Annotated in this window: 20 protein-coding genes and 2 pseudogenes; 8 read left to right on the top strand and 14 right to left on the bottom strand. The window is 61.7% G+C overall.

The window, feature by feature from the left end:
- Window positions 1-17 precede the first annotated feature (17 nt).
- On the top strand, window positions 18-524 hold the full coding sequence (locus RCCGE510_RS10520) for a MarR family transcriptional regulator (RefSeq protein ID WP_007629731.1): 507 nt from the start codon (window positions 18-20) through the stop codon (window positions 522-524).
- 71 nt (window positions 525-595) lie between these two features.
- Window positions 596-1,009 carry an NUDIX domain-containing protein gene (locus RCCGE510_RS10525; RefSeq protein ID WP_007629733.1) on the top strand — a complete coding sequence of 138 codons (414 nt, stop codon included), beginning with the start codon at window positions 596-598 and terminating at the stop codon, window positions 1,007-1,009.
- A 46-nt stretch (window positions 1,010-1,055) separates the two neighbouring features.
- On the opposite strand, the gene RCCGE510_RS10530 is transcribed toward RCCGE510_RS10525, so the two are convergent.
- From RCCGE510_RS10530 to RCCGE510_RS10540, 3 genes are all read right to left on the bottom strand, one after another.
- The gene (locus RCCGE510_RS10530; protein WP_037078279.1) at window positions 1,056-2,354 is read right to left on the bottom strand and encodes an epoxide hydrolase family protein; all 1,299 of its coding nucleotides are present in this window, start codon (window positions 2,352-2,354) and stop codon (window positions 1,056-1,058) included.
- Between the two features lie 114 nt (window positions 2,355-2,468).
- Window positions 2,469-3,554 (bottom strand): DUF3095 family protein, encoded by a 1,086-nt coding sequence (locus RCCGE510_RS10535; RefSeq protein WP_007629736.1) that lies wholly within the window; start codon window positions 3,552-3,554, stop codon window positions 2,469-2,471.
- Between the two features lie 107 nt (window positions 3,555-3,661).
- Window positions 3,662-4,057: an Ohr family peroxiredoxin gene (locus RCCGE510_RS10540; RefSeq protein ID WP_007629737.1), complete on the bottom strand. Its 396-nt coding sequence runs from the start codon at window positions 4,055-4,057 to the stop codon at window positions 3,662-3,664.
- Between the two features lie 261 nt (window positions 4,058-4,318).
- Between RCCGE510_RS10540 and RCCGE510_RS10545 the strand changes: the two are divergent.
- Window positions 4,319-4,727, top strand: a pseudogene (locus RCCGE510_RS10545) (methyltransferase domain-containing protein); the annotation flags it as partial.
- Window positions 4,728-4,744: 17 nt separating this feature from the next.
- Here the strand turns inward: RCCGE510_RS10545 and RCCGE510_RS10550 are convergent.
- The 3 genes from RCCGE510_RS10550 to RCCGE510_RS10560 form a co-directional block, all read right to left on the bottom strand.
- Window positions 4,745-5,092, bottom strand: coding sequence for a hypothetical protein (locus RCCGE510_RS10550; protein ID WP_007629739.1), 348 nt, complete (start codon window positions 5,090-5,092; stop codon window positions 4,745-4,747).
- 137 nt (window positions 5,093-5,229) lie between these two features.
- A complete protein-coding gene (locus tag RCCGE510_RS10555) occupies window positions 5,230-6,534 on the bottom strand; it encodes an extensin family protein (RefSeq protein ID WP_007629741.1) in 1,305 nt (434 codons plus the stop codon).
- 150 nt (window positions 6,535-6,684) lie between these two features.
- Complete coding sequence (locus tag RCCGE510_RS10560; RefSeq protein ID WP_007629742.1) at window positions 6,685-8,505, bottom strand: methyl-accepting chemotaxis protein; 1,821 nt, start codon at window positions 8,503-8,505, stop codon at window positions 6,685-6,687.
- A 288-nt stretch (window positions 8,506-8,793) separates the two neighbouring features.
- Here RCCGE510_RS10560 and RCCGE510_RS10565 point away from each other — a divergent pair, with 288 nt between their 5' ends.
- Complete coding sequence (locus RCCGE510_RS10565) at window positions 8,794-9,180, top strand: acyl-CoA thioesterase (protein ID WP_007629743.1); 387 nt, start codon at window positions 8,794-8,796, stop codon at window positions 9,178-9,180.
- Window positions 9,181-9,199: 19 nt separating this feature from the next.
- Window positions 9,200-9,787, top strand: a complete 588-nt coding sequence (locus RCCGE510_RS10570) for a hypothetical protein (RefSeq protein WP_007629744.1) — start codon at window positions 9,200-9,202, stop codon at window positions 9,785-9,787.
- Window positions 9,788-9,909: 122 nt separating this feature from the next.
- Here the strand turns inward: RCCGE510_RS10570 and RCCGE510_RS10575 are convergent.
- From RCCGE510_RS10575 to RCCGE510_RS10595, 5 genes and pseudogenes are all read right to left on the bottom strand, one after another.
- Window positions 9,910-10,607 (bottom strand): annotated as a pseudogene (locus tag RCCGE510_RS10575) (DUF4405 domain-containing protein).
- Between the two features lie 33 nt (window positions 10,608-10,640).
- Window positions 10,641-11,123 (bottom strand): cytochrome P460 family protein, encoded by a 483-nt coding sequence (locus RCCGE510_RS10580; RefSeq protein WP_007629746.1) that lies wholly within the window; start codon window positions 11,121-11,123, stop codon window positions 10,641-10,643.
- A gap of 73 nt (window positions 11,124-11,196) precedes the next feature.
- Window positions 11,197-11,613, bottom strand: coding sequence for a carboxymuconolactone decarboxylase family protein (locus RCCGE510_RS10585; RefSeq protein WP_007629748.1), 417 nt, complete (start codon window positions 11,611-11,613; stop codon window positions 11,197-11,199).
- Between the two features lie 23 nt (window positions 11,614-11,636).
- On the bottom strand, window positions 11,637-12,725 hold the full coding sequence (locus RCCGE510_RS10590; protein ID WP_007629749.1) for an alpha/beta fold hydrolase: 1,089 nt from the start codon (window positions 12,723-12,725) through the stop codon (window positions 11,637-11,639).
- A gap of 141 nt (window positions 12,726-12,866) precedes the next feature.
- The gene (locus RCCGE510_RS10595; RefSeq protein ID WP_007629750.1) at window positions 12,867-13,766 is read right to left on the bottom strand and encodes a LysR family transcriptional regulator; all 900 of its coding nucleotides are present in this window, start codon (window positions 13,764-13,766) and stop codon (window positions 12,867-12,869) included.
- Window positions 13,767-13,906: 140 nt separating this feature from the next.
- Here RCCGE510_RS10595 and RCCGE510_RS10600 point away from each other — a divergent pair, with 140 nt between their 5' ends.
- On the top strand, window positions 13,907-14,896 hold the full coding sequence (locus RCCGE510_RS10600; protein ID WP_007629752.1) for an aldo/keto reductase: 990 nt from the start codon (window positions 13,907-13,909) through the stop codon (window positions 14,894-14,896).
- A gap of 221 nt (window positions 14,897-15,117) precedes the next feature.
- Here the strand turns inward: RCCGE510_RS10600 and RCCGE510_RS10605 are convergent, their stop codons facing one another.
- The 3 genes from RCCGE510_RS10605 to RCCGE510_RS10615 form a co-directional block, all read right to left on the bottom strand.
- Window positions 15,118-16,302, bottom strand: coding sequence for a DUF1501 domain-containing protein (locus RCCGE510_RS10605; protein WP_007629755.1), 1,185 nt, complete (start codon window positions 16,300-16,302; stop codon window positions 15,118-15,120).
- 111 nt (window positions 16,303-16,413) lie between these two features.
- Window positions 16,414-17,925: a DUF1800 domain-containing protein gene (locus RCCGE510_RS10610; RefSeq protein WP_007629757.1), complete on the bottom strand. Its 1,512-nt coding sequence runs from the start codon at window positions 17,923-17,925 to the stop codon at window positions 16,414-16,416.
- A gap of 203 nt (window positions 17,926-18,128) precedes the next feature.
- Entirely contained in the window at window positions 18,129-18,476 is a 348-nt protein-coding gene (locus RCCGE510_RS10615; RefSeq protein WP_007629759.1) for a DMT family protein, read from the bottom strand.
- Window positions 18,477-18,775: 299 nt separating this feature from the next.
- Here RCCGE510_RS10615 and RCCGE510_RS10620 point away from each other — a divergent pair, with 299 nt between their 5' ends.
- Entirely contained in the window at window positions 18,776-19,609 is an 834-nt protein-coding gene (locus tag RCCGE510_RS10620; RefSeq protein ID WP_037078276.1) for an RDD family protein, read from the top strand.
- Window positions 19,610-19,715: 106 nt separating this feature from the next.
- A partial coding sequence (locus tag RCCGE510_RS10625) for an IS1182-like element ISRsp20 family transposase (protein ID WP_007629761.1) occupies window positions 19,716-20,585 on the top strand: 870 nt, incomplete at its 3' end.

Here is a 20,585-nt window from a genome sequence, read left to right on the forward strand (position 1 = left end):
CTGAATAGGATGAACCCATGCGCGCGTCTAAAACCGCAAAACAGCCTGGTACGCCGGCACCCGCCTCCCCTCAGGCAGGCAAGGACGGCAGGAAGCTTTCGAATTTCCTGTGCTTTGCGGTCTATTCGGCAAATCTCGCCTTCGGCCGCGCCTATAAGCCGATCCTGGATGAGCTTGGCCTGACCTACACCCAATATATCGCCATGGTCGCTCTTTCCGAAGAGGACGACCAAACGGTCAGCATGCTGGGGGAAAAGCTGTTCCTTGAATCCAATACGCTGACGCCGATCCTCAAGAAGCTGGAGTCGGTCGGCTATCTCACCCGCCATCGCGATCCCACCGATGAACGGCAGGTCCGCGTGAGCCTGACGTCGGCCGGGCGCAATCTCCTCCTCGACGTCGACCCCGGCAGCACGCTGATTGCCGCCACCGGGCTCGGCGACGATTTCCCCGTCGTGCAACAGTCGGTGACGAGGCTGCGCGACAACCTGCTGCGAGCGCACACCGAACCGGGGAAATCATGATCGCCGCGGCTGTCACGAGTTGGTGACATGGTTGCAGCCACGCATTTTTTCTTCCGCAATGAGGAAATCACATGCCAGAGATCGCGATGGGTGCCTTGAGCCGCGACGGCACCATTCTTCTCGCAAAACGAAATTCCGAGCGCAGGATTTATCCGGATCGCTGGAGTCTCCCCGGCGGCCACATCGAGGACGGTGAAGACGCTGAGGCGGCGATGCGCCGGGAATTGATGGAGGAAATAAACGTCACGCCGGAGCGCTGGCGGCCTGCGCGAAAGTTCGTATCCCAAGCTCCGTCCGAGACATCATCCACCTTCCACGTCTATCACGTCGAGAAGTGGCAGGGCTTCCCCCAGCTTATCGGTGATGAACACACAGCGCTCAGATGGTTTACCATGGCCGAGATAGAAACTGAAACCGAGCTGGCGCCACCTCAGCTCGGTCAAATCCTCGCAAAGCTCGTCTTGCAGCAGAGCCGCAAAGAGTGAAAGCGCGTCGCGCGAACCCGGTTCGGCACAACGCGCTTTTTTTGCCTTACTGGCGCAGCGATCGAAACGCCGTCCTCAGCTCAGCCGTCATAGCCACCGGCTGTTCCCAGGCGGCAAAGTGGCCGCCTTTGTCGAGCTTGTTGTAGTGAATGAGTTTCGGATAAGCCTTCTCCGCCCAGCTCTTCGGCGCCGCATAGATCTCGTCGGGAAAGGCACTCACGGCAACCGGAATCTTGATGCCTCTAGGGTCGAAGAAGCCTCCCGATGGAAAATGCGCATTGTCCCAGTAGAGGCGCGCAGAGGAGATTGCGGTATTCGTCAGCCAGTAGAGCGTGACGTTGTCGAGGATATCATCCTTCGTCAGCCCCTCGGGCTTTCCATCAAAAACACGGGCGATCATCTGATAACTGCGTATGTCGTGGTCGAGCATCCAGGCCGCAAGACCGACCGGCGAGTCGACGATCCCGTAGAGGGTTTGCGGCCGGTTGTTCATCTCTATGGCGTAGCCCAGCCCGTTCTTGTAAAAGTCGTCGAGCTGATCCCAGGCGTGCTTTTCATCCGGCGAAAGGCCTGCGGGCGGCGGCTCGCCGGCTGCGAGCGCCTTGGCGATATCGGCCGGAACCGTGGCCGCCATGTTTGTGTGGATGGCGAGCAATCCCGGCGGTTCCTGCAAAGCCATCAGCTCAGTGACCGCGTTCCCCCAATCGCCGCCCTGCGCCACGAACCGTGTGTAGCCGAGGCGCTGCATCAGCGTCACCCAGGCGCGGGCAATGCGAGGAGGGTTCCAACCCGGCGCCGTCGGCTTGCCGGAGAAGCCATAGCCTGGCAGCGATGGGATCACCACATGAAACGCATCCGCTTCGCCGCCACCATGCGCGGTCGGGTCAGTGAGCGGCTCTATGATCTTCAGTTGCTCGATGATCGAGCCAGGCCACCCATGGGTGACGATGATAGGCAGCGCATTTTCATGCTTGGAGCGGACGTGGATGAAGTGGATATCCAGCCCATCGATCTCGGTGACGAACTGCGGCATCGCATTGAGCCCCGCCTCCATCTTGCGCCAGTCGTAATCCCTCGCCCAATGGTTCGCGAGCTTCTGGATCGTCTCGCACCGCACACCCTGGCTATCATCCGTAACGGTCTCTTTGTCCGGCCAACGGGTCGCCGCGACGCGCCGGCGCAGATCGTCGAGCGCCGCCTCGGGGAAGTTGACGCTGAAGGGGCTGATCTCCTCGCCATTCGCCTCGGCGCTGCGCGTTCCGCCAAGCATGCCAATGGCCCCGGCTGCGGCGGTGGCGGCCAGCAGTTCGCGCCGGGTGGGCATTGACAGGGATGTCGGTGACATGACGCTTTCCTCTCCGTTCGATCTGCAGGAATGGACGAGGATCGACTGGCCGACCTCGTTGCAACAGTAGGTCATTCGCGTCTGCCCGGACTATGCGCCCGGGCTAAGTGGGGGTCAATTACCCTGTCGGGCTATGTCTAGACCGCCGCGAATGGGCCTGTCGGGCTGACGCGATGCCACGGCAAGCGCACCCTGCTCCATCATCTCGGCCGCCTTCGCATAACCGCCGCCCATTCCGTCGAGGAAATGCAGATGCGAATCCGGGCGGCCCGCTGGCACGAGGCAGGTCATCAGCGCATGCGACTGGCGATGCAGACCGAAATCGATCTCGCCGCGCGCCCGTGCCGCAATGAGGATGGCTTCGACGCTGTCGATCTGCTTCGGCGTGCAGTCCAGTGTCAGGCGCAGGCCGTCGTCGAACTTGCGGAAATCCGAATTGGAGGCAACCTCCGACCAGCGCGGAGCATCGACTGGCTTTCCCTTGTCCAAGGGGACAGCCATATTTCCGGAAAGCGGATGAGATCGGCGCGGCGCGGCATCGAAAACCGCAAGCACGCGCTTCGCCAGCATCGCAAAGACCTCCGGGCGGGTCTGCTCGCGTGGCTCGACCAAGAGCGACAGGATCTCGCCCCGCTGGCTCGGGAACGGCGCCCAGTCGCAGCTCAGACCGGTCAGGTTGGGCCTCATCGCATAGCGGCCGGGCTTCACCAGATAGCGGCCACTCTTGATCTGCCGCTCCGCCCATTTGAGCCCGCCTCCGGCAAACATCGCATATGTCGCACTCTCGGAAGCGGCATAGCGCGCGATCCTGACGTCGCGCCCGTTCGCGCGGATCTCGCCGACCGTGATGAGCCCGACACGCAGCTCGAGATGAAGATCGGCTTTGGCAAAGCCCGCCACATCAAGCAGGGCCGATGTCGCGGCCATGATGCCATTCGCCGGCAAGGCGAAGGCGGCTCCGTCTCCGCGAAACACGAAGGGAAAATCGAAAGAACCCCAGGCATTCCCGAGGGCGGCGATAACAGATGCGCCGGCATAATTGACGTCTTCATAGCGTCCGGAGCGGATCGCCGCGGTCGAGCTGACGACGTCGGTGATGCCGATCAGCCAATCGCCAGGCAACGGCTCATAGACATCGGGATCGAGCACAAGCGAAAACTCGTCATAGGCCTGGTGCGGCGCCGCGTGGCTATTGATCATGGCACTTCCTCCGGATCGGCAGGGGTTGCTGCCAGTTCAGAAACGGGTCTGCCGCCGATCGGCAGACCCCCGCTTGAAGATGACGGCGCGAGGCCGGCCCTTCCTATTCAGACAAGCGTGGTTTCGACGTCGATATTGCCGTGGACCGCCTTCGAATAAGGGCAGATGCCGTGGGCCGCCTCGATCAGTTCCTCTGCGATCTCGCGATCGACGTCTGCCAGGCTGACATTGAGCCGTGCACGCAGGAAGTATGAGCCGTTATCGCCGTTGAGCGTAATCTCGGCATCGACTTCGGGACCGGCCGGCAGCGTGATTTTCCGCTGCGCAGCGGCAAGCTCGATGGCGCCGATATAACAGGCCGACCAGGCGGCACCGAACAGGTTTTCAGCCGCCGGATGCGGCTGCGGCAGTTTGATGTCGAGCGTACCGTCGCTGCTGCGTGCATAGCCGTTGCGGCCGCCGGCGATGTGGGTCTTGCCGGCGAAAAGAAGCTTCTCAGTCATTGTCGTATCCTTTCGGTTTGATCATTTGTAGCGTGTCCGATTTAATCGGATGCGTGTTGATACACTCAGCCGAATTCGATGTCAACAACGTTCCGATTTAATCGGATGCGATTTATTTCCCTCACGGACGGAAGACCTCGGGGGCGGCCATGCAGGCAGGCTCGGCCGGGTTTGCACCAAGTCACGTCTTGTCCGGGAACGAAGCCCTCGATAGGCTCTGCCTTGAGGCCCGAGGCTTCACTGGGAAGGCGGAGAGTTGAGATGTCCTCCATAACCGAAGGCAATGCGGTACAGTATGGCGACAGCCGCAAGCTCGCCGCCCGCGCCAGGCTCCATACCGAATATACCATCGCCGAAATGGGCTGGTTTCCGTGGGTTGCCGCGCAGTTGCCCCTGAAACCAGGTGATCGCGTCCTCGACGTCGGCTGTGGGCCGGCATGGTTTTGGGCGGCAACGGCAGGTCTTCTGCCGGAAGATCTGACGCTCGCCGACCGTTCGTCAGGCATGATCGACGAGGCAGTGGCGCGCGGCAGCCGCTTCCGCTTCCGCCAGGCCATCGCCGATGCCTTCAGGCAAGACAATGGCGCTCTCGATGTCAGCAAGGAGACCGGGCTATTCCTCAGCAGAAAACCGGCCTGATCGGATCGCCACCATTCAGGATCGCAGCCGGCCGAGGCAGAGCGGCGCTCAGACCTTTTCTTTCTTCTTGATCTTTTCCTTCGGCTCCACCGGTGCATCTGGCGTCGGGGCCAGAAGCTTGCGCAGCGATGAAATCTTGTCCTTCACCAATGGCCGGAAGCGCGTCGCGCGATAGGGCATGTCGGCCGCGCCGTAACCCTCAGGCCCGTCGTCGTTGCCGCGATTGATTTCCGCGAGCTTCACCCCGATGAACGTGCCGTCGACATAATGGGTATATTCGCCGACCCAGCGGATCGTATAAATCTCGCCCTTGCGGATGAGTTGGTCGATGCTGACATGCTTGAAGGTATCATTGATACAGACGACCTTCTGGCCGACATGGAAATCATAGCTCATGGATCAAACTCTCGAACGGCAATCCGCTTGACCGATCTATAGCGCGCCGGACGGCAGGGATGAACCATTTTCTGCCGGCGGGCTTATATGCCGCGACAAAGGCCGCGCCCGCGCCGCACGGTTCAAGATGAAACGTATCAGTCGCAATAGGCCTTGCCGCTCTTGCGGGAGCGAAGGTCGAAGTGGAAGTGGTTCCAGTGTTCGGGGTTGCTGCCGGGGCCGAGCACGGTATTGAAATAGCGGCAGCTGTCGCTGCGCACCGCCTTCAAGAGCCGGCCTTCGCGCAGCGAAAAGAGACCTTTTTTGCGCACGTCGATCTCGTGGCCGTTCTTCAGCACGAACTTGCCGACGTCGATCGCGTTGCCGCGGGCGTGTTCCGACATCGGATTGTATTTCTGCCGACTGTTGTTCATGCGCCGGCAGGAATAGCCGCCGAGCGGCTGGATCGTCTTGATGCCGGTCCAGTAGCGGTAGCGGGCAGACGGCGCCAACTCGTTCTTCACCCATTTGGCGAAGGCGAGTGTCACCTGGCAGTTCAGCGTCACGGCCGGCTGCACGCCGATATTGCCGGAAAGCCCCTTCAGCGACACCGGATAGGGCACCTGACAGGCAGGCCCGTTTGATATCGGCGGCTTTTCGTCGAAGAGCACGCCCATGCGCTTCAGCTCGCGCCGGCAGGCAAGCTCGGAGGTCGGCATGACGCTCGGGTCAACGGGTGCTGCCGGTTCGCTCATCATTGGATTGTTCGGTCGCAGCATCGCGACCTCTTCGCTTTCGTCCTCTTCCGGAACGCGTGACGGCGCCACCACAGGGCTGCCGTCGTTCCAGGCCGGCGCCCGGCTCATCTGCGCCTGTGCCGCCGGCTGCGGCATCGCCCGCGGTGCGGGCTGGCGTAGCGGCTGGTTCACCTGTGTCGGGCTATCGGTGCCGATGCCGTCAACGACCGGCTCGGTCGCATTGCCCTCGGCGATCTGCTGCTGTTGTTCCTGCGCCAACCCGACGACCGGCTCCGCCCCAAGCTCGTCATCCATATTGACGCCGCCGGAGGGGACCGCAAGGTTCTGCGTGCCGCCCCAATTGCCGCTGGGCTGGCCCGCCGCCAGCGCCTCGTCGCTGTCAATCATCGGCAGGCGCCCCCCGCGCGCCGCCGGCGCGGCATGGCCGGTGCCGGCAAGGTTCGGCGTATCGAGGTAGTCGACGGGCCCCTGGCTATTGCCGCCCGGCGCATTGGAAACGGGATAGGAGGCCTGGCTTTCCACCGGTGCCATCCGCACAGCAGGCGCCATCCGCGCTGTCCCCCGTGCCGGCGAGATCGAGCTGACCCTGGTGCCGCTGTCGACATTGGCCGGCGGCACCAGCCCGTCGCTGATCGAACAGGTCGTCAGCGCCGCCGAGAGCAGCAGGGGCAAAAGGGCTCGCCGAGGAAAGGAAACAAACGCCATACTCTTATCGCTTCCGCAGGCCGACTGGGCAGTGACAGAAAAAACTCACTCCAATTTTAATTAAAAACGGTGAACGAAAACTTACCGGCACAATCTGAACGCGACGGAGATGAAAAGGCCGCTTTCGCGGCCTTTGATCTGTCGTTCAATTCACGCTGCCCGTGTGTACCGGGCTCCAGGCGATTGCCCTGCCCCCCGCAGGCGGAAATTCGAAAGCAGCGTCTTCAGCTGGGTGCTTTCGTCGGCGAGCGTGCGGCTGGCCGCCGTCGTCTCCTCGACCATCGCGGCATTCTGCTGCGTCATCTGGTCCATGTGATTGACGGAACCGTTGATCTCGTGCAGCCCGGTCGACTGCTCGCGCGCCGCCGTCGCGATCGACGCGACGTGATCGTTGACCTGGTTGACCAGCGCCTCGATCTCCAGCAGCGCCTCGCCCGTCGAGCGCACCAGCGCCACCCCGCCCTCGACTTCCGTTGTCGACCGGCTGATCAGTTCCTTGATCTCCTTGGCTGCATTGGCCGAACGCTGGGCGAGTTCGCGCACTTCCTGGGCGACGACGGCAAAGCCGCGGCCCGCCTCGCCCGCCCGCGCCGCCTCGACGCCGGCATTCAGCGCCAGAAGGTTCGTCTGGAAGGCGATCTCGTCGATCACCGAGATAATCTGGTTGATGCGGCTCGACGATTCCTCGATCCGGCCCATCGCCGTCACCGCATTGCGGACGATATCGCCGGAGCGGCCGGCGCTGGCCTTGGTCTCGGCCACCATCGCGCGCGCCTCGTTCGCCCGCTCGGATGCCGTCTTGACCGTCGCGGTGATCTCGTCGAGCGCTGCCGCCGTCTCCTCGAGTGCCGCCGCCTGCTGTTCCGTGCGCTTCGACAGGTTGCCTGTGGCTTCGCTGATGTCGGAAGCGCTCTCGTTGACGACGTGGCTCGATTCGGCGATTGCGTGGATAACGCCGTTCAGCGCATCGACGGCGGCGTTGAAATCGCCCCTGAGCTTGGCGTAATCCTCGCCGATATCGCCGATCGCAACCGTCAGATCACCGCCCGCGAGCTTCTCCAGGCCGACGCCGAGCGCCTGCATGGCTTGGGTTTGCCGCTCGGAGGCCGAGCGCAGGCTGGCCTCGTTGCCGCGTCGCTCATCCTCGATCTGCCGCTGCCTTTCGTCTTCCCGTCCCCGCAGCGCGCTGCGCTCGTCGACAGAATCGCGCAGCACCAGCAGCGCCTTGGCCATCTGGCCGATCTCGTCGCGCCGATCGCTGCCGGCGATCTCCACCGATGCCTCTTCGGCGGCGATTGCATTCATCGCCGTCTTCAGCCGGGCGATCGGCACCGTGACGCTGCGCACGATCGCATAGGCGATCGCTATCGTCGCCGCCGCACCGAGCAGGCAGAGCACCGCCGCCCAGATCGCGTTCTGACGATAGAGCGCGGCAAGGTCATCCGCATAGACGCCGGTGCCGACGATCCAGCCCCAGGGCTCAAAACCGGCGACATAGGAATATTTCAGCACCGGCTGATCGGCGCCCGGCTTCGGCCAGTAATAGTCGACGAAGCCCTTGCCGTCCTTCTTCACCTTGTTGACGAATTCGACGAACAGGAACTTGCCGTTCGGGTCTTTCATCTGCGAGATGTCGGTGCCATCAAGCGCCGGCTTGATCGGATGCATCACCATCACGGGATGCATGTCGTTGATCCAGAAATAACCGTCGGTGCCGTAACGCATCGCGCCGATCACGTCCTTGGCGGCAGCCTGCGCCTGTTCGCGGGTCATCGTGCCCGCCTGCTCCATCTTGTAATATTTGTCGAAGATGCCGAGCGCTGTCGCCTCCATCTTCTCCAGCCCCGCCTTCCGCTCCGCCTGCAGCTCGGAATAGGAATAGTTCAAAAAGAAGACCATCGTCGCCGCCAGCACGGCAAGCGTAAATCCGACGAGGCAGTAGAGGCGGGTGGAAATCTTGACGTTGCGCATGAGGTTCCCGGCGATTCTCGTAAATGATGTGGACCATCTTGAATTGCCGGAATTACTGGAGCGTAAAGCTTAATTAGAGGATGATTAAATACCGTAAGGGAAGGCAGAAACACTCGAAATCAACTGTTTGAAATTGAATGGAATTTCAATAGGCAACGGCTGCAATATTTTTCCCGGCCGTTAGCTGCAGCGCCGGGCCATGCCGTCTTTTACAGCCCACAGCCTTTGCACTAGGCTATCGTCGAGTGAATCGCCGGCCCATGGCCCGCACCAGATGGAGAACCCCTGATGACCGATGCCGCCAAGCCGAGAGGTGAACTGACGCTCCGGACGCTCGCCATGCCCGGTGATGCCAATCCGGCTGGCGATATCTTCGGCGGCTGGGTCATGGCGCAGATGGACCTTGCATCCGGCATCCGCGCCACTGAGCGCGCCAGAGGCCGTGTCGTCACTGCCGCCGTCAAGGAAATGGCTTTCGAGCTGCCGGTCAAGATCGGCGATACGCTGTCGGTCTATACCGATATCGAGCGCGTCGGCCGCACCTCGATCACGCTGATCGTCGAAGCCTGGGCGAACCGCGCACGTTACGCCAAGATGGAAAAAGTGACGGCCGGCACCTTCATCATGGTGGCGCTCGACGAAGAGGGCAAACCGAAACAAGTCCCCGAAGCGTGACAGACCGGGGGTCGAGAGCATGGAAACGGTCGGCTCGCCGGAGGTCTTCCTTCACATCAAGGTGGTGATGGGCATGGTCATCAGCCTTTCGCTTGCCAGAATGCTGACCGGGGTTGCCGGTATCGTCCAGCATCCCACCAAGGCCAAAGTCTATGCCGTCCATCTTGGCTGGGCGCTGTCGATGTTCCTGTTCATCATCCATATCTGGTGGTGGGAATATCGCCTGCAGGCCGTGCCGGCCATCGGCTTCGGCATCTACCTCTTCCTCGTCTGCTTCTGCAGCCTGTTCTTCCTGCTCTGCGCCCTGCTCTTTCCGGCGAGCCTCGATGAATATGGTGGCTACGAGGAATATTTCATTTCCCGCCGCAAATGGTTCTTCGGCATCCTCGGCCTCACCTACGCCGTCGATATTCTCGACACGGCGATCAAGGGCCATGAGCGCATCCTCGCGCTCGGCTGGGAATACCCCACCCGCAACATCGTCTACATCATCCTTTGCACCATCGCCGCCTGGACCCCGAACCGCCGCTTCCACACTGTCTTCGTCATCGCCAACCTGGTCTATCAGGTCAGCTTCATCTTCAGGCTTTATGATGTACTAGGGTGAGATGCGGACCCGCGAAGCGGGAGCAATCGATCCAGTGAATCGATTGCAGCATCGAACGCCCTGAGCTGGAAGCGAAGGGCCGGGCAGCCGCAAACTCCATATCCCCAAAACCGTCGCCAACATCACCCGTCGGCATCCGTCACCCGCCGCACCCCACCCGCCCCTCTAAGCCAGACAGCCGCATAATGCGCAGCGCAAGCACCCCCCCGAGGATCGCGATGTGATGCAAAAAGAAGCCCGCGGTCGATTCCTGAAAGTCCCAGAAATAGATCGACGGCCGGCCGACGAGCCTATCCCCAATTCCCATGACGAACATGCCGTGGATGCCGCACGCCGCTATCGCGCCTGCGACTCCTCGAAGGGCAGCGGTCCTGATCGCATCCGGCGGCCCGACCCGCAACAGCTTGCCCATGACCGCCATGATCATCGACCAGTGAAGGCCGAGATGGACAGCAGCGAGGATGAACGGCCAGTAGGCAGCAAGGATGTGAATTTCACGCGCCGTCTGTCCGCCTCTGACGGGAAGGAAAGCAAACACGCTACGGGACATCAGCAGGCTAGTCGTCAGCAATGCGGCCATTGCCAGGGCAATCGAGATATTCGACGCAATTGTCAGAAAGCTCGGCTTGCCGCGCGCCACCTTTGGAAGCCTCGCCCACCACCGCCTGTTGAAGACGTTGTGCGATAGGAGAAGGATGAACATGCCGGTGCCGATCAGCTCGTGCGAGGTGTTGTCGAGCCACCAGTAGGCGAGCGCGGCCAGAAGCAGCCCGGCGGCGGTAAAGTCGAGCACGAGGCGGATCACGAAAAAAGGACTCATGATGCGACGCCCTCGCCGGAGATTCGATCCGGCCTAGTCAATGACGGCTCCGTTAAATTCCTTGAGAGCATCGAGGGTATAGAGGAAGTCTTCGTCGGCCCTGGACGAATGACAGGACTGGCATCGCGCCGTGTTCTCGGCCATGTTGACGCTGCCATCCGGCTTGAACCATTGGAACTGCCAGTCGCCCGTGCGACGGTCTTCGTCATAGTCGCCGCCCCAGCTGGAACCCTTTTCCATGACGAAGGTGCGATAGATTTCCCCGTCGCGGTAATCGACCAGCACGAAGTGTGTGCCCGCGGGAACAGGCTGTCCGTTCTTCACCGCCTGGATGGCTTCCCTCGTCGTCATGATGCGCTCGGTCACGTTGCCGCGCCTGACGGTCGTATAGTGAACGAGGCCTGCCAATTGGGGCAGCGTCGTCCGGTTCGGCTCGGCGTCGACTTGCCAGCCGACCAGAATCACGGCGCCTGCCATGGCAAAGAGAATGGAAATGCGCTTGATGAGATGACGCATGAATGTCTTTTCCCGGTTTTGTGCGGAAGATGTTCGGGCAGCCGGCTCCGGCGAAAGCGGAGGGCTACTCGCCTTATTCGCGTCCGAACACGTCTTTCGCGACGGCAACCGCCGAGACCGCATTCGGCCAGCCTGCATAGAAGGCAAGATGGGTGATCGTCTCGATCAGCTCGCCCTCGGTCACACCGTTCTGGCGGGCAATGGCCAGATGGGATCTGAGCTGGTCGGGCCGGTTCATGGCGAGCAGCGCGGCCACGGTCACCAGGCTGCGATCCCGCTTCGAGAGCTGCGAGCGCTCCCATATGTCGCCGTAGAGGACATCGTCGGTCAGTTCAGCCAGCTTCGGCGCGGTCGCACCCATCAGCTGCTGGGCGCGCGAGCGCCGGGACTTGTCGTCGCCTTCGGCTGGTGTCTGAGCGCTGACAACGCCCGGCAGAACGGCCAGCATCATGCTGGCCGACAGCATCAGGTTTCCTAACAGATGTTTCATGGGGTTCACCTCTATTTCCAGGATCAATCGAGCTTCTTCTGGCGGAGGAACGTCGCGACTAGGTCGGCGATCTCCACGTTGTTCAGGTCGGAGAACGCGAAGTGGGTGTTGCCGCGGATGCCGATCTCGGGAAGGTGCACGACGGTGACGTCGCCGCCATGCCTGTTCACCGTGTCCCGCCACAGGCGAGCCATCACCAGGCGCACGCGCCAGCTATCCTGTGCCGGCATCGACGTCGGCCGGTCGGGAATGTTGTCGCCGTAATAGATGACGATCGGGATCTTCGTCAGCCTGATGAAGTCGTTCATCGGCACCGGCACGCCCTTCAGCGTGTCGAAGGCGCTCGGCATATCGGCGGGAACCTCGCCTGCCGGGAACACGAAGCTGCTGCCGGGTTCGAAGGCGACGATGGCTTTGACATTGTCGCTCTTGATCGCCGTCAGCCAGCCCGGTCCACCGCTCTGCGAGTGGGTAAAGAGGATTCCAGGCCCGATCTTCTCGAACAGCTTCGCCACCGCATTCGACACGACGTCCATGTCGAACGGACCGGTGTTCGGGGTCATCGCGCGAAAATACTGGTTCAGCGCTTCCGGCTGGCGCGAAAACTGCACGCCGTCGAAATAGTTCGGCCAGAGGCCGACACGGAACTGGTTGAACCAGAGCTGCTCGTCCGGGGTCGGCTTCACTGGTGTCTCGGCCATACTGCGTCCGGCTCCGCCCCGGCGCGGCTGGTCGACGAGATAGGTGGAGAAGCCGCGACGCAGGAAGATGTTCTGGAATCCTTCGCGGCCGTCAGCCGTCGTCTCCCAGGTTTTGGAGAATTGTCCGGCACCATGCCACATCACGATCGGATACGGACGCGGGTTCACCGGCACCTGATAGAAGGCAAAGGCGTGATCGCCATGATAGGTCTGTCCTGCGGGATCGAGAGGTTTCAGCGGATCGAAGGTTCCGGGCGCTGCCGTGCTCGTTCCGCCGACGGCAAAGCTGCCCTGCTCCTGGATGATCAACGGCTCCGGCTTTACCGCATCGGCAGCCGTCGCTGATGTGGCGGTAAGCTGCGATGCGCCAAGCAGCAATGCGGCCAGAGTGTTGGACAGTCCATATCGCATGTCGCTTCTCGCTCCGTATTCGGGTGGCGAGAAGGTAGCGGCATCGGGCGGACAGGATTAGACGGCCCGGACAGCTAGGGTCTATTAGCCGACCTAATTAATCACAAGCTGTTGATAAGCCGTTATGGAATAAAATCGGATTTATTTTCCTCTATAGCGGATCGCCTCGACGAACAGGCTAAAGGCCGGAGATGCATGCCGCCTGTTTGGATAGTAGAGATGGTATCCGGGGAAAGGCTGGCACCAGTCCTCCAGAACCCGGATCAGTCGCCCGTCTTCGATGTAGGACTGGACCTGGTCGTCGGGCATATAGGCGAGCCCCAGCCCGTCCAGCACGGCGCCGATCCTCATGGCGATGTTGTTGAACACAGTCTGGCCCTCCACCCGGACGCGCAATTCTCGCCCATCCTTCTCGAACTCCCAGGGATAGATCGTCCCATGGGTCGGCAGCCTTATGTTGATGCAATTGTGGGCCGTCAGATCCTGAGGAACATCCGGGCGCGGATGATGCTCGAAGTAGGAGGGCGCTCCCACCACCGCCATGCGCATCTCAGGACCGATGCGGACCGCGATCATGTCCTTTGCCAAATGCTCACCGAGCCGGATGCCGGCGTCGTAACGCTCGGCGACGATGTCTGTCAGACCGTAGTCGACGATCACCTCGACGTTGATATCGGGATTATCGGGAAGAAACCGCGCCAGCATCGGGGCGAGAATGGAAATCGCGGAATGCTCACCAGCCGTAATGCGAATGGTGCCGGCCGGCCGCTCGCGCATTTCGCTCAAGGCGGCGATTTCGGATTGGATTTCCTCAAATCTCGGTCCCACTCGTTCCAGCAGGCGGTCTCCCGCCTGCGTCGGCGACACGCTTCTGGTCGTGCGGGTCAAGAGGCGAAGCCCGAGCTTCTCTTCCAGACCACGTACCGTCTGGCTCAGCGCGGATTGCGACACGCCGAGCTTGGCGGCGGCCCTGGTGAAGCTCCGCTCCCTGGCAACGGTCAGAAAGGCCACGAGTTCGTTGAAATTGTTGTCCTGGGGCATTCATTAGTCCGTCTTATAGGTGCATGCGCATTACAGCATCTAATCGAAAGCTGACACGAGGACTAAGTTCACGTCAACTCAACTGCGAGACCGGCGACACCGTCCCCCTCGCCCATAGGAAGCCACGAACGGACACGACCATGAAAATACGCAATATCGGCGGTATCGAAGTCTCGGCACTCGGTCTCGGCTGCATGAGCCTGAGTGCCGCCTATGGCCCGCCCGCCGACGAAGGCGACATGATCAGATTGATGCGCACCGCCCATCAGCAGGGCGTGACCTTGTTCGATACCGCCGAAGCCTATGGCCCTTTCGCGAATGAAGAGCTGGTCGGCAAGGCGCTCGCACCGATCCGCGACCAGGTGGTCATCGCCACCAAATTCGGCTTCGATATCGATCAGCAAACCGGTGAACGCCGCGGCGGCACGAATAGCCGCCCGGAGCATGTCAAGGCGGTTGCCGAGGCTTGTCTGCGCCGCCTGAAGACGGACCGCATCGACCTGTTCTACCAGCATCGCGTCGATCCCGATGTGCCGATCGAAGACGTGGCCGGCGCCGTCAAGGACCTGATCGCCGCCGGCAAGGTCAAACATTTCGGCCTTTCCGAAGCCGGCGTTCAGACGATCCGCCGCGCCCATGCGGTCCAGAAAGTGACCGCCGTCCAGAGCGAATATTCGCTCTTCTGGCGCGGTCCCGAGGCCGAACTGCTGCCCGTCCTTCAGGAACTCGGCATCGGTTTCGTGCCCTTCAGCCCGCTCGGCGCAGGTTTCCTGACCGGCAAGATCGACGAGAACACCAAGTTCGATCCGAGCGATTTCCGCAACAGCGTACCGCGCTTTTCACCCGAGGCGCGCAAGGCTAATTTTGCGCTCGTCGAGCTGATCAAGCGGATCGGCAACCGCAAAGGCGCAACACCCGCGCAGATCGCCCTCTCCTGGCTGCTGTCCCAAAAGCCATGGATCGTCCCGATCCCGGGAACAACGAAGCAGCATCGGCTTGAAGAGAATCTCGGGGCGGTAGACGTCGACCTGCTCGCCGACGACCTCGCCGAAATCGACGCCGCCCTCTCCAACATCGAGGTCCAAGGCGAGCGGCTTCCCGAGGCAGCACTGAAGATGACCGGTAGGTAGAGCCCTCACACACACTCTCTCTCCAGCCTTATCCTCGAAGGACGAGGCTGGCCACCCGCTTCGGCAAATGCGGATGCTGGCGTGGCGCCTAGCCACCCGCCCCCGTGGTTCGAGACGGCCCTTCGGGCCCCCTCACCATGCGGGCTGGTTGGTGTGCCGTACCGCTCCTCCCCTCCTTACAACCTGTCACTCAGAAGAGGCAGCACACACCGCCCGCCGCCTCACCCCTTCAAAAACTGCGACCCCTTATCAAACCCCAGCCCCGGAAAAATCTTCCCCGTCAAATCGTCCGCACTAACATCGAACTGCCGATAAAGCATTGCCGCCGCCAACTCCCGCACATCCGCCGTCGGCATCAGGTCGCGGTCGTCAAGCAGTTGGCCACCGCCAATGCCCGGCCAGCGGCCGAGGATGCGGCCACCGTTAATGGCGCCACCGGCAAGCAGCGCGCAGCCGCCGGTGCCGTGGTCGGTGCCGGCCGAGCCGTTCTGACGCACGGTGCGGCCGAACTCCGTCATGGCAAGCACCACCGTCTTTGCCCAGATCTCGGGCCCGAGCGTGGTCTTCAACGTATTGATTGCCTGCGAAAGGTCCTGCACCGGCCGCTTGAACTGGCCGGCCTGGCCGATATGGGTGTCCCAGCCTGATATCGAGAAGCTGGCGATGCGGTAATCGCCCTTCAGCATGTTGGCGGCGAGCGCCGCCACATCGGCGATCTTTGCGCCGTGCTGGCCCTCCGGCTCGACCATCATCGACGCGCTGTTGGCCCGAGTCGCCTCGGCAAGCGCCTCGGCGAACGGCGGATCGCCGGCATAAAGCCGCGTCAGGAATTGCATCTCGTCGCGCGCCGGCGCCAGATTGGAATCCGATGCCCAGACATCGACATCGTTCGGCCCGGAGAGGATCAGCTCTGTCGAGGTGTTGATGTCGATTGCCTTGCGCGCATCCGAGCGCGGAATGACGGCGAGCGCCCGGTTCAGCCAGCCGGTCTTTTCCTCCGCGACATGTTCGCCACCGGATTCCAGCATGTCCTGCCCGTCGAAATGGCTGCGCTGGTCGCGATAGGGCGTCGACACCGCGTGCACGAAGGCAAGCTCCCGGCTCTTCCACAGCGGCAACAGTTCGGCAGCGGCGGGATGGAGGCCGAAATGCCCGTCGAGATCGAGCAGCCCGGTGTCGGGCGTCAGCGCCAGCGTCGGTCTGAGCGCGGCAAAACCCGCATCGCCATAAGGCTGCACCAGGTCCAGCCCGTCCATCGCGCCGCGCAATACGATGGTGACGAAACGATTGTCTCCCGGCATCGCCGCAAAGGTGACCGGCGTGAAGACGGGGGCGGCGGCCAGACAGCAGGCCGACGTCAGAAAGCCGCGGCGGGAAAGCGAGAGCCGGTTCATCGACAGCGTCATGACGAGCCTCCTGAGCAGGTTCCGGAAAAGTGTCCAGCGGTTTTCCGGTCAGAACCTGCGACAAACAAATGAGCTAAGCAGACGACGCGCTGGCTTGCCAACGAACGCTGCTTAGCGGCGATTGAATTCGGGCGATGCCAGTACCAGCGTCAGGCCGCTGATCTTGTTGGGCGCCTGCGACACCACGCGGATGGTCTCGTCACGCGCCGCATCGGCAAGCGTCGATTTCAGAAATTCGCGCGGATCTTCGTCGCGGCCAAATTGCGCCGCCGCCCGCCTCGCCCAGGCCAGCCGCTCGGCAAGCTGGCTGCCGGTGATCCAGGCGGAGAAGCCTTCCTCGAAGCCGGCCGGGCTCGGCGGCAGCCAGGTCGGCTGGCCCATGCGCTTCAGCGCCCCCTGTCCCAGCGCCCTTGCCGTCCGGAAGGCCTTGAGCCGCGTGTCCTTCGCCTCGCCGGCGGGACCCGTCGCTATAGGCGACCCTGCCATTCCAGGCGTATTCGCCGCCATGTCGCCCTCATCAGTGCCTTGCTGGTTGGCCACCAGGAAACTGCCGACGACGCCGTTGACCGGCCCCACATTTAGCGCCCTCAGACCTGCAATGACATAATCGAAAGGCTGGCGCGCCTTGGCCCCTTCGTCACGCCAGGCGGCAGGATGGTCGAGCATGGCGGTGTAGACGGCTGTGAGATCGCCATCCGTCTTCTTCCAGGCCATGGCCATGTCGGACACCATCCCCTCGTCGGGCTGGTCGGAGATAAAATGCACTGCCAGCTTGCGGCTGATATGCGCCGCCGTCTTCGGATGGACGGCGAGATCGTCGAGCATGTCGAGATAGTCGTCGCGCGAGCGCTTGCGCCCGCCATAACTGACGCCAAGCACTTCATGCGTGCCGGGCTCTGAGATATTCGGCCGGAAGGCGATATCCATCTCCTTGCGGTCGATGGTGAGCCCCGTTAGAATCATGGCCGCCGCCGTGACATCCGCCTGGCTGTAGCCGCTGCCGGCGCCGAGCGTGTGCAGCTCCAGCAGTTCGCGGCCGAGATTTTCGTTCAGCCCCTTGTTGCGCTTGATGCCGCCGGCTGAATCCGGCCCGAGCGAATCCGCCTGGTCGAGATAGATCAGCATGGCCGGATGGGCCGTGGCACTGCGCAGCAGATCGCCGAACCGGCCCGACATGAACGGCCGGATCGCCTCGGCCTCATAGAGCGGTACGATGAGGCGCATCGGCAGGCTTTTATTGGCGCTGGTGGAGAAATGATTGGTCCAGAAGGTCGCCAGCCGCTCGTAGAAGCCGTACGGCGACAGCACCGCCTGCATCAGCCGCAGATTGACATCGTGCTGGAACTGCTGCTGCGCTTGCCGCTGCACGCCCTGTCGCATCTCGCGCTGCGTCGTATCGTCGGTCACCGACTTGGCATCCCGGCGGATTTGCTTCAGTTGCTCCTGCAGGCTGAGGATCGCGCGGTGGCGGGTCTCGGGACCGCCGAGCGGAAAGTCCGGCGTTGCCGCTGCCCCCTTGCTGAGTTGGCCGATCAAGTCGTCCTTGCTTTGCGGCGGCGCCTCACCCGGCCGGAAACCATAGCCGAACCGGATCGCCGCCATCGTCGGGAAAGAGAGGCTCATGGCCGATCACCTCCTTATCACTGCTGAAGCAATTCCAGCAAAAGTACGTAGCGGTTTTGCGTCCGGAATTGCGCAAACAAAAAAGAGCATTTCAAGGAAATGCTTGAGGTGAAAAGGTTGCCAGCCGATTGCGACGCCAATCTGTAGGAAATGTGGCGATTTCCGGACATGGACGATTTGTAATCTGTTGAAAAAACTAAAGTTTATGCCCGGAAGATAAAGGATGCCCCGATCGCGATGAGCGCGAAGCCGATCGCATGATTCCACGTCAGGTTCTCGCCGAGCCAAAAGATCGAGAAGCCGGCAAAGACCAGCAGCGTGATCACCTCCTGCATCGTCTTCAACTGGGCCGTCGTATAGACCGCCGAGCCGATGCGGTTGGCCGGCACCGCCAGGCAATATTCGAAGAACGCGATGCCCCAGCTGACGATAATGGCAAGGAAGATGGCGCTGCTCTTATGCTTGAGGTGCCCGTACCAGGCAAAGGTCATAAAGATGTTGGAGGCAAACAGCATGACGACAGGCCAGAGGGCGGCGGGAGAAAACGACATGGAATAACTCGCGGCTGTGGAGCAGGTATAGGTGATCCGGCCAAATACCGGCAGGCCTTACCTAGCACGCCGCCATTCGACGGCAAGCCCGCAAGGCTCGGACCGATCGTCTCACGCCGCCGGGACGAGGCGGATATCAGCTCCCCCCGCGGCAGTTCGCGTTCCCAGCGCAGAAATTGCGCCGAATTCGGACTTTAGCGAGAGCACGGCGCTTCTCTCAAAAACTCCGTGCAATTTCCACTTAATGTTGAAACGAATCAACGGGCCGGACTAGGTTGTGCGGATACATAGGGGGCGACATGGACACTATATCGCAGATGCCGCAATACGCTACTTTGCCTTCTCGCCACTTCTGGCGACGCGCCGTGGCCTGTATCGTCGACATCATCATCTTTCAGGCCGTCATTCTCATAGCCGTCTACTGCATTTCAACAGTTATTCCCCTGGACTTCCGTTTTGCCGGCTGGAGTTACACACAGTGCGGCGTGGAAATGCCGGATCAGCTTGCAAAACGAATTGACGCCGGATGGCCGTTGAGATCGGGGGAAGTTCGCATCAATCAGATCTGCGAAGTCAGCCAAATCGGTTCGGAAAAACAAAAATACCTGCAGACGGGTGTCTCCCGCCAAACGGACTACGGGACATCAGCCCAGTGGCTGACCATCCCTGTGGACGCGGACAGCAATCCGGTGGTCGGGACCGAGCCCGTCTACCCCAGCTTGATCTCCGGCATCGTCAACATTGCACTTCTTGCGTTGGCTTTTGCCTATTTTTCCGCAAATGGCCGCCGCACGATCGGAAAAAAGCTGATGGGCCTGAGAGTCCAATCCGTCGATGGTAAAAACCCCGGCCTCGGCACCGCGTTTAGACGAGAGATCTTGAAATTCAGCCCGTATCTGCTTTTCAGCACTGCCGAATTCGCGTTTTCGCTGTTTCCGGTCTTTCCCACGGAAGACTTCGATGCGTTGCTGCGCATGTCCCGCGACGGATACACACTTTGGGACAATAGTGACGCAATGTTCGGCATCATCCTGGGTATAGCTGCCCTGATTTGGTGGTTCTTGCCCCTCATCTTCTGGCAAGGACAGACCTTTTACGATCGCATCTGCGCCTGCAAGGTGGTGAAGATTTGAAAAGGCATTTCCGGCCGAGTGGCGGGGCTCACCTCAGAGCCTGTGAATGTTTGGTGGCGGCGGCGATTGGATTGTGATTCTGTTGGGTGATTGATTTGCTTGGGGGATGATCGTGAGCGACGAGCTGTTCGAAGGATTGCCGGTGCATGGATCGTGGCGCAGTGCTCAGGTGGGGCGCGGGGCGGCGCGCATGCGCGAGCCGGTGCGCGATCAGATCGAGTTGCGAGCCGTGGATATCGACAGCTTGATTGGCCAGGATCACGCAGTGCGCGTTATTTGGCGCTATGTCGAGGGACTGGATCTGAGCGCGCTTGAAGATCGGATCAAAGCGCGTGAGCACCGGCCGGGTCATCCGCCGATTTCGCCACGGCTTTTGCTGGCGCTGTGGCTCTATGCCAGCAGCGACGGCGTCGGCAGCGCGCGGGCGCTGGAACGGCTGTGCGGGAGCCACGACGTCTATCGCTGGCTGTGTGGCGGTGTCTCGGTGAACTATCACACGCTGGCGGATTTTCGGGTTGGTTGCGCCGATTTGCTCGACCGACTGCTGGCCGAGCATCTGGCGGCGCTTGCCGATGCCGGCCTCGTCGTTCTCGATAGTCTGGCGCAGGATGGCGTGCGGGTCCGGGCGAGCGCGGGGGCCGCCTCGTTCGGCCGCAAGGCGACGCTTGATCGGCATCTTTCCATTGCCGAGGCGGTTGTGGATCAGCTCAAGCACGAGGTCGATGCGCGTTCGGATGCCAGCACTCGGCGCATCGAGGCGGCCAGGGAACGAGCGGCGCGTGAGCGCGGCGAGCGGCTCAGAGCAGCCCAGGTGGCCCTTGACGAGATCCAGCGCCATCGCCAGGCGCGCGAAGAAAAGCGCGGCAATGGCAAAAAGCCGAAGGAGCCTCGCGCCTCCAGCACAGATGCACAGGCGCGGGTGATGAAGATGGCCGACGGCGGCTTCCGTCCGGGTTATAATGTGCAGGTTGCGAGC

Origin of the sequence: Rhizobium sp. CCGE 510 (genome assembly GCF_000292525.1) — a bacterium.
Lineage (GTDB): Bacteria > Pseudomonadota > Alphaproteobacteria > Rhizobiales > Rhizobiaceae > Rhizobium.